Source organism: Yersinia sp. 2542 StPb PI (assembly GCF_048593855.1).
Lineage (GTDB): Bacteria > Pseudomonadota > Gammaproteobacteria > Enterobacterales > Enterobacteriaceae > Yersinia > Yersinia enterocolitica_E.
In genome coordinates, this window is sequence record NZ_JAZGQA010000169.1 from 1 (window position 1) to 9090 (window position 9090).

Sequence of the window (9090 nt, forward strand, 5' to 3'; positions counted from 1 at the left end):
ACGTTCGGCTGTGGTTAATTCTGCTGTATCGATAAAGCTAAAATGATAACTATCGTTGTAACTCTGCACGTAGCGGGTAATATCATTTATTGGTTTACCTTCATCATCCACTTTATCAATGATTCTGATTCGTAGACTGTCCGGTATGGTCACGATCCTTAACCCATTTTTATGTGCGTCATCTACCATGTCTGGATGCATCATACTCTCAGAGGCGGTAATAAAAACAGTGTCACCGGTTTTGTTCATGAGAGTGACTGCATGTTCTTGAACATCTATCCACGAAAGTTCATCATGCATCGATCCGGCGCTGAAACCGGACATATCTTCCGCGAGTAGGTTAGCCACATGTACATTTGTGGAAGATAGCAATATTTTCTTCACAGTGTCTGTATAAGCACTACGCCCAACATGAGTTCGTTCCCTGTTGATAGCCTTTTTTATCTGGGCGTTAAGATGCGTGATGTTATAGGAAAAAAGGAAGTTATCCTCCTGGGCGACCAACACGCCGTTGATGTAGATCTTTCCTGCCCCCGATGGATTGCTAATTATCTGACCATACGCCGTAGTNTCTGTCACAGTATCACCACTGAATGACAGGAACATTTTGTGGGCTGTGCGGACCTCTTCATCAGCTATATGGCTTAATGTGATGGCGGTTCCGGCAAAGTTGTTATCGTTCGTTTCTTCAATGACGGCATGAAGCGTGGATACATCACCAAACCCCTGTTTTGACATTTTGCTGGTGGTTATTATCCCATACCGTGATTGTATATGACATTTAACGCCGTTTCGCTCAAATGTCGCCAGCGCATCTTTTAATCCGATCCCAAAGCGCCCTATCACACCCTGAGCGTTTAGTTTTTCCTGATTCTCATTCTGGGTTAAGTGGGTATATTTTATCCCCCTGCCATAATCCCTAATGATCCAGTCATCCCCAGCTTTACGGATAGATACCGGCTGAGTATTAGTAAGAAGCTGCTCATCTAAAGCATTAGCAATGATTTCTCTTACAGCATGCCTGATTTCCCAGTTTTCTAGGATTTTCTCAATATTTAGGTCGAAAGTCTTGACTGTCATACTTATCCCTTTGTTCAAAAAATCACTGATATCCCATCAAATAATTGGCTAAAAACTGCTCTGTCTACATCATACTTGCCTTGCCCGCTAGCCAGGGCTGAGTCTCAATGTGCGCGGAAAACCGTCAGGATGGATACCTTTGAGGTATTCCTGTTTGAGGTTTACTCCCTTACAGATAGAACTACGATCACGCTTTACCCGCAATTATGTAAGTTAAACTGTAAAAATATTGGGTAAGAGTGAAGCTAAGGTATAGTAAGTCCATGCACTGAACATGATGAGACGCTAAGGACCATAATGATCCGTTGCCATCTAGCTCGCCTGATGGGTGAAAACAAAATGCGAATTTCTGACGTGGCCAAGAAAACTGGCCTAAGTCGTAATACTGTCACCCTAATGTACAAAGAAACTGCCCAGAAAGTGGACTTAGAAGCACTGGATAAACTTTGTGTTCTCTTCAATTGTGAACTTAGTGAATTACTTGAGAGGGTATCTCAGAAATGATAACTGCAGGGAAAAAAACAAAATTTACTGAAGATACTCGTGTAAAAATCCCAACGATTCTGCACCTTATGAGGCTGGGGTACACCTATCTGTCACTTAAAGGGCTGAGTTGGGACAAAGCAACTAACATTTTCCCTGAGATATTCAAGGCCTCCATTGCAAGGATTAACCCTAATACGAACCCTGAGGATATCGGACGCCTGCTGAAAGACGTTATACTCTTACTCGACAATGAAGATTTAGGGCGTGCTTTTTTTGAAAAACTTACCGATCGCTCCAATGTAAAATTGATCGACTTTGAAAATTTTAACAACAACAGCTTTCATGTCGTCACGGAACTGACCTGTGAAAATGGTGATGAGGAATTCCGGCCCGATATCACGCTACTTATTAATGGAATGCCGCTGGTCTTCATTGAAGTTAAAAAGCCGAATAATCGCGAAGGTATCATTGCTGAACGTAATCGCATAAACGAACGTTTTCAGAACCCGAAATTTAGGCGTTTTGCCAATGTTACGCAGTTTATGATTTTCTCCAATAACATGGAGTATGACGACGGCGATCCTGAGCCGATCCAAGGAACGTTCTATGCTAGCAGCTCATACCATCAGCCGGTATTTAACTATTTTCGCGAAGAAGAAATTTTTGACCTGACTGCACTGCTAAAGCCTTCTTCAGAAGAGGATGAATTGATTGTCCTTAAAGACAATAACCTGGAAGTGATCCGCAATAGCCCTGAATTTCAGACCAATAAAGATCATAATCGGCCTACTAATCGTATTTGTACGTCATTATTAAGTCGTAATCGCCTGTCGTTCATCCTTCGTTATGCGCTGGCTTACGTCGCAGAGTCAGACGGTTGGCAGAAACACATCATGCGCTACCCGCAGCTCTTTGCAACTAAAGCAATAGAACGTAAATTAAACGCGGGGATCAAAAAAGGGATCATCTGGCATACTCAAGGCAGTGGTAAAACGGCGCTGGCGTATTATAACGTTAGTTTCCTTACCGATTATTTTCAGCAGAAACATGTGATCCCAAAATTCTATTTCATTGTTGATCGCATTGACTTACTGCAACAGGCGCAGCGTGAATTTACCGCGCGCGGGTTGACGGTACATATTATCGACTCCCGTGATGCGTTTGCTCGTGATATTAAGACAACACAGGTTATCCATAACCATCTTGGTAAGCCGGAAATTACCGTCGTCAATATCCAGAAATTCAGCGAGAATGCGGATATTATTTCAACCAAAGATTACGATGTGAGCATTCAGCGGGTCTATTTTCTGGATGAGGTCCATCGCAGCTATAACCCGAAGGGAAGTTTCCTCGCCAATTTAAGCCAGTCAGATATTCATGCCATAAAAATCGGTTTGACCGGGACTCCGCTGCTTGGTACCGATTATAACTCGCGTTTACTGTTCGGTGAATACATCCATAAATATTACTACGATGCGTCAATTGCTGATGGCTACACGCTCCGTCTTATACGCGAAGAAATCGCCAGCAACTACAGAATGGTGTTACAACAGGCGTTGAAAGATGCCGAGGTGCAAATGGGCAGCGGGGAACAGACCCAGGTCTATTCGCATCCAAGCTTTGTTAGCCCTATGTTGGAGTACATTGTTACCGATTTTGAAAACAGTCGCAGAATCCACAATGACGATACTATTGGTGGCATGGTGATTTGCGCCAGCGCTGAACAGGCGAAACAGATGTTTGCCCTTTTTAACGCAGATTATACCTCATCCGCTGAAGAGGTCTCGGAGTCAGAAGAAGATAAATACTATTTGCAAGCCGCAGAGCCAAAGGCGCTTTACAACGCACCCAAATACAAGAAAAAGTCGATTAAGAACGGCGCCTTAATCCTGCATGATGTAGGCACAAAACAGGAACGAAAGGACTGGGTAGAAGACTTCAAAGCGGGAAAAATAGATTTATTGTTTGTCTTCAATATGTTGCTGACGGGGTTTGATGCGAAGCGTTTAAAAAAACTCTATCTGGGTCGGGTGATCCGTAAACATAACCTGCTGCAGGCATTAACCCGTGTTAACCGTACCTACAAAGATTTCCGCTACGGCTATGTGGTGGATTTTGCAGATATCAGTCAGGAATTTGATGCTACCAACAAAGCCTACTTCGAAGAGCTTCAGGATGAGCTGGGCGATGAAATGGCACATTACTCCAAATTGTTCAAATCGCATGAGGAAATCCGCCAGGAAATCGAACATATCAAAGATGTGCTATTCCAGTTTGATATCGAAAATGCAGAAATTTTCGCCGATCAAATCAGCCAGATTCAGGATCGTGAAACCGCGCTAGTGCTGAAAAATGCTCTGGCGGATGCCAGAAGTCTGTATAACGTGATTCGTCTTCAGGGGGATTACGATTTCCTCGCCGAGTTAGACTTCTCACGGCTCAATATCCTCTATCGTGAAGCTAGCAATCGCCTGGACCTGCTTAATCTGAGAGAAGGTTTGGAACAGGGGGAGGATATCTCCGGTTTGTTAAACCGTACGCTGGAAGATGTTATTTTCGAATTTGTAAAAGTGGGAGAAGAAGAGCTGGTTCTGGCGGATAAACTGAAACAGACGTTACGGCGAACCCGTGAAACACTGGCCAGCAACTTCGACCAGCAAGACCCACGCTTTGTCACTCTCAGGGAAGAGTTGGAACGTCTATTTAAGAAAAAGAAACTCAGCGACGTAACTCAGAACGAAATGGTTGCTAATATTGGTACACTCAATAGAATTCATGACCGAATCAAAGAGCTGAACCGCCTCAATCACCTGCTGCGCCAGAAGTATCGGGGTGATGTTAAGTATGCCCGAACGCATAAACGGCTACAAGAGCGTGGCAGTTTTGGTGAGCCAGAGCGTAAAGTCTTTGAGGCCCTGCTCGGTGTGAAGCAGGATGCGGATGAAAAAGTGCTGAATAACAGCCAGATCCTGAACAATGAAAGCTATTTTGAGAAACAGCTGGTGTCATGTGTGCTCAACCATTTTGAAGATGTGCACCATATAAAACTGACATCCGACGCTGCCAGCGATATTAATCGCCTGATTGTTGCAGAGTACCTGAACGAATTTAATACCGGAGCACGAACGTGGTAGAGCTAGAATTTAAAGATAACACTAAGAACCTGATCGACAGTCTGAAAAGCATTTGCGCCAACTACGGCTTGGGTAATGATGGCAATGAATTCAAAATTATCATTCAGGCCTTCCTGTACAAGTTCTTAAACGACAAGTTTGCGTTTGAAGCTAAAAAAGTTGATCCCAAGCTTGCTGAAGCAGGAAGCTGGGAAGATGCGCTAAGTGTCATGAGTGAAGAGCAGCTAAGAAAGCTGCAACAGCGTATGAGTGGTGATACCGCTCGCCTGAAACCGCATCACTTTATCAGCTACCTGTTCAACCATCAAAACGCTGCGGATTTTGCCAAGACCTTTGACGATACTTTGATAGATATCGCGGTGACCAACAATGATGTATTCGCGGTGAAAACCGACGGCGGCGCGAAAGTCGTGCTGTTTGATCGCCTTAGCCAGTATATTGCCGATGAATCTAAACGGGATGATTTCTGCCGCGCCATTATCAACAAGCTAGGCCTGTTTAGTTTTGAGCGTATCTTTACGCAGAAATTTGATTTCTACGCCACCATTTTTGAATACTTGATCAAAGACTACAACAGCAACTCCGGCGGTAAATATGCCGAGTATTACACGCCTCACGCAGTGGCTCGTATCATGGCTGAGATTCTGGTGCCAAAAGATCAACAAGGTAAAGTACGCAACGTCAGCTGCTATGACCCCTCTGCAGGCTCAGGTACGCTGTTGATGAATGTGGCTCATGCCATTGGAGAGGATCGCTGCAGTATCTTCGCTCAGGATATCTCGCAGAAGTCCTCCAGCCTGCTACGCCTGAATCTGATCCTCAATAATCTGGTTCACTCCATTCCAAATGTGATTCAGGGCAACACTATTTTGCATCCGTATCACAAAGATGGCAGGGAGTTGAAACGCTTTGACTATATTGTCTCTAACCCGCCGTTTAAGATGGATTTCAGCGATTTCCGCGATGACCTGGACAGTAAAGATAATCAGGAACGTTTCTTTGCCGGTATCCCAAAAATACCGAAAGCGGCAATAGAAAAAATGTCCATTTATCAGCTGTTTCTGCAGCACATCATTTTCTCGTTAAAACCTGGTGGTAAAGCGGCAGTAGTCGTCCCAACTGGCTTTATTACCGCGCAGTCCGGGATTGATAAAGGTATTCGTGAACATCTGGTAAATAACAAGATGCTGGCAGGTGTGGTCTCTATGCCGTCAAATATCTTTGCTACCACTGGCACCAACGTTTCTATTCTGTTTATCGACGACAGCAATAAAGAGGGTGTGGTACTGATTGACGCTTCTAATTTAGGCGGGAAAGTTAAAGACGGTAAAAACCAGAAAACGGTGCTGACGGATGCAGAAGAGCAGCGTATCTGCGAAGTATTTAATAAGAAATGGACCGAAGAAGATTTCTCTGTGGTGGTTTCTTATGACGATATCGCGGCGAAAAACTACTCACTTAGTGCTGGACAGTATTTTGATGTCAAAATTGAGTATACAGATATTACTCCTGAGCAGTTCGCCGAGAAAATGAAAGGGTTTACTGAGAATCTGGATAGTCTGTTTAGTCAGTCACGCGATCTGGAAGTAGAGATCAAGAAGCAGCTGGCGGGGTTGAAGTATGAGTAAAATTTATAAAAAAATCGGGGAACTTGTCGATGAAATTTCAATGGGACCATTTGGTTCAGATATAAAGGTTGAGTTCTTTGTTGATCACGGCGTACCTGTTTTAAACGGCCAAAATATCTCTGACTTTAAACTCAAAGACTGTTTTAAAAATTATGTTACGAAGGAAAGAGCCGCCGGTTATAAAAAAGCCATAGCAAAGCGTGGTGATATTATCATTACACATCGAGGAACACTTGGGCAAATAGCTTACATCCCTGATGACTCAGAATTCGAAGAGTATGTAATATCACAAAGCCAATTTAGAGTTAAATTAAAAAGTGAATTGGTTAACCCTATATATTTCACATACTATTTTCATACTGATGAAGGACAAAAACGTCTTTTATCATTCAAAAGCCATGTTGGTGTTCCTGCATTAGCTCAAGCTACAACAAATTTTAGATTACTTGACTTTCCTATTCGCTCAAAAACCGAGCAGGACGCTGTAGCAAATTTCTTAGTGAAAATTGACAAGAAAATCGATCTCAATAGCCATATCAATACCGAACTGGAAGCGATGGCGAAAACGCTGTACGACTACTGGTTTGTGCAGTTTGATTTCCCTGATGCTAATGGTAAACCGTATAAAACTTCCGGTGGGAAGATGGTGTATCACTTACCCCTGAAGCGGAATATTCCTGTCGATTGGGAAGTCAGAACACTTTCTCAAATAGCAAATATTACTATGGGGCAATCGCCTGTTGGAGAGTCTTACAATGACGATGGAAATGGATCTTTATTTTTTCAAGGCTCAACTGATTTTGGTTGGCTTTTCCCTACGCCTCGCCAATATACGACGTCGCCAGCACGAATGGCAAAAAAAGGCGATATTCTGTTGAGTGTTCGCGCCCCAGTAGGTGACATGAATATTGCTAATGCCGACTGTTGCATTGGGCGAGGACTCGCAGCATTAAACAGTAAAAGTGGTTCAGATGGTTTTTTATTTTATGTAATGAAGTACTTTAAACAGGTTTTTGATCGCCGAAACTCAGAGGGAACCACTTTCGGTTCTATCACTAAGGACGATTTGTACTCACTTGAAGTTATTTATCCTCAACAAGAAATATTGAAACAGTATGACAATATTGTTTCTGAATACAATAAAATTATTTTTTGCCGTAGCCTTGAAAACCAAAATCTAATTAAACTCCGCAACTGGCTTCTCCCGATGTTAATGAACGGACAGGTAACAGTGAGGTGATTATGAATATCGCGTTCCGGCTTCTATTGACATTTAATGCCACATCACTATTAGTGATAATTTTTCTTGTGCAAAAAGGACATGCTCTAGAGTACTTTTTTACCATCAATAATGGTCTTGACTGGATTAGCTCACTGCCGAATGCGGTATCTTATTTAATCTACATACTTATTCCCATATTACTCACGGGAATAAGTATTTTACTAAGTTCTAAACTTGGAAAAGATGAATTCAAAAAAGGTGAGGTAGAGAGCATTGAACATGCTAACAACAGTTTCTTACCCAGTTATCTAGGGTATTTTTTTGTAGCGCTTAGCGTAGGCAATTGGGAAACATTATGGTTTGTATACGGCATTCTATTTATTTTCACTTTTTTGTCCCAAGCACTCTATTTCAATCCACTATTCCTCATCTTTGGTTACGAGTTCTACAATATTAAAACAAAAAACGGGACAGTAATCTTTTTGATCAGTCGCCAAAAATACAAAATGCCGAGTGACATTGAAATTTCAACAGCTTTCAGAATTAATAATTACACATTTATTGAACGGAGCTAACAATGGATCATGTATTGGTTAAAGTTAAAGGGCTTCGCAAAAAGCCATTGCGTAAGCTAATCTCGGATTGTACAATTTTCGAAACTGTTGATGTCGATGTTACTACTTGTATTACTTATAACCCTGATCACAACCTAGATGAAGATGCATGGTTTAAAGTTGCACAATTTAGTCAGCAGCCATTTAGTCTTGAAATGTTAAATAATGACTTTGATTCAAAAGATTACGATGATTTAACTAAGGAGCAATTTGCTAAAATTGCTTATATTATCTCTGTGCAAGGGGAAGGTTTTTACTTCCAAAAAGTAACGTCTGCGCTATTTATTAAAAGAAAGACGGTAGTCTTTGGTGAAGTAGCGAAAGTTGAAGCAAGCACCAATCGTCTTGTGATCAATTCAACGCCAGATGCGATATATTTTCGTACATCAGACACACTTATTTTTCGAAATTTAGTAACAATATCTCGCATTTTCCCTGGAATTGATATGCTCTACAAAGAAGCAACCCAAGAAGAGGTCGAACTTTTTCTAGAGGAGTCATTTATTGAGCTCACTAATGAGTATAATGTAGAGAAAGTATCGAAGCCTAATCGGAAACGAGTGGCTCTAGCGATGGCAACGCTTGACACGATGACCGTCGCAGATAAAGCCAATATGTTGACGTATATTGAAAGTTATTGTGAGCAAAAACTAAAATTCGATCATGCTAGTAGTAAATTTGAAATATCGACAGATGATGAGTTGAAACTTCTGCTTTATGGTATTGAAAAGCGTTTTTATACCACCTATGATGGGCATGAAAGAAGACTGGCTAATTCCGTGCAGGCCTTAAAATAAGGACAATTGTGCATGACATATAAAGCAGTTTTTACCGATAAGTATGATTTAACCATAAAGGGTCTACTAGTCGCTTACCGGAAAAAAACAATTCCGACTACTTTTTTTGGACATATTTCCCACCGTTAT

The 9090-nt window shown here is 41.9% G+C and carries 6 protein-coding genes; all 6 read left to right on the forward strand.

Features of this window, described 5'->3' with window-relative positions:
- Positions 1-1377: 1377 nt before the first annotated feature.
- From V1952_RS17030 to V1952_RS17055, 6 genes are read left to right on the forward strand one after another with little or no spacing between them, the layout of a single operon-like run.
- The gene (locus V1952_RS17030) at positions 1378-1584 is read left to right on the forward strand and encodes a helix-turn-helix domain-containing protein (protein WP_420075170.1); all 207 of its coding nucleotides are present in this window, start codon (positions 1378-1380) and stop codon (positions 1582-1584) included.
- Positions 1581-4700, forward strand: coding sequence for a type I restriction endonuclease subunit R (locus tag V1952_RS17035; RefSeq protein WP_420075171.1), 3120 nt, complete (start codon positions 1581-1583; stop codon positions 4698-4700). The genes V1952_RS17030 and V1952_RS17035 overlap by 4 nt, the downstream gene beginning before the upstream one ends.
- The gene (locus tag V1952_RS17040) at positions 4694-6328 is read left to right on the forward strand and encodes an HsdM family class I SAM-dependent methyltransferase (protein WP_420075172.1); all 1635 of its coding nucleotides are present in this window, start codon (positions 4694-4696) and stop codon (positions 6326-6328) included. The genes V1952_RS17035 and V1952_RS17040 overlap by 7 nt, the downstream gene beginning before the upstream one ends.
- Positions 6321-7568 (forward strand): restriction endonuclease subunit S, encoded by a 1248-nt coding sequence (locus V1952_RS17045; protein ID WP_420075173.1) that lies wholly within the window; start codon positions 6321-6323, stop codon positions 7566-7568. The genes V1952_RS17040 and V1952_RS17045 overlap by 8 nt, the downstream gene beginning before the upstream one ends.
- A gap of 2 nt (positions 7569-7570) precedes the next feature.
- Positions 7571-8125: a hypothetical protein gene (locus V1952_RS17050; protein WP_420075174.1), complete on the forward strand. Its 555-nt coding sequence runs from the start codon at positions 7571-7573 to the stop codon at positions 8123-8125.
- 2 nt (positions 8126-8127) lie between these two features.
- Positions 8128-8961: an ATP F0F1 synthase synthase gene (locus tag V1952_RS17055; RefSeq protein ID WP_420075175.1), complete on the forward strand. Its 834-nt coding sequence runs from the start codon at positions 8128-8130 to the stop codon at positions 8959-8961.
- Positions 8962-9090: the final 129 nt, after the last annotated feature.

Bases quoted from the DNA above. Each gene is read 5' to 3' on its own strand.
- V1952_RS17030 (WP_420075170.1), top strand. From the start codon at position 1,378: ATGATCCGTTGCCATCTAGCTCGCCTGATGGGTGAAAACAAAATGCGA.
- V1952_RS17035 (WP_420075171.1), top strand. From the start codon at position 1,581: ATGATAACTGCAGGGAAAAAAACAAAATTTACTGAAGATACTCGTGTA.
- V1952_RS17045 (WP_420075173.1), top strand. From the start codon at position 6,321: ATGAGTAAAATTTATAAAAAAATCGGGGAACTTGTCGATGAAATTTCA.
- V1952_RS17050 (WP_420075174.1), top strand. From the start codon at position 7,571: ATGAATATCGCGTTCCGGCTTCTATTGACATTTAATGCCACATCACTA.
- V1952_RS17055 (WP_420075175.1), top strand. From the start codon at position 8,128: ATGGATCATGTATTGGTTAAAGTTAAAGGGCTTCGCAAAAAGCCATTG.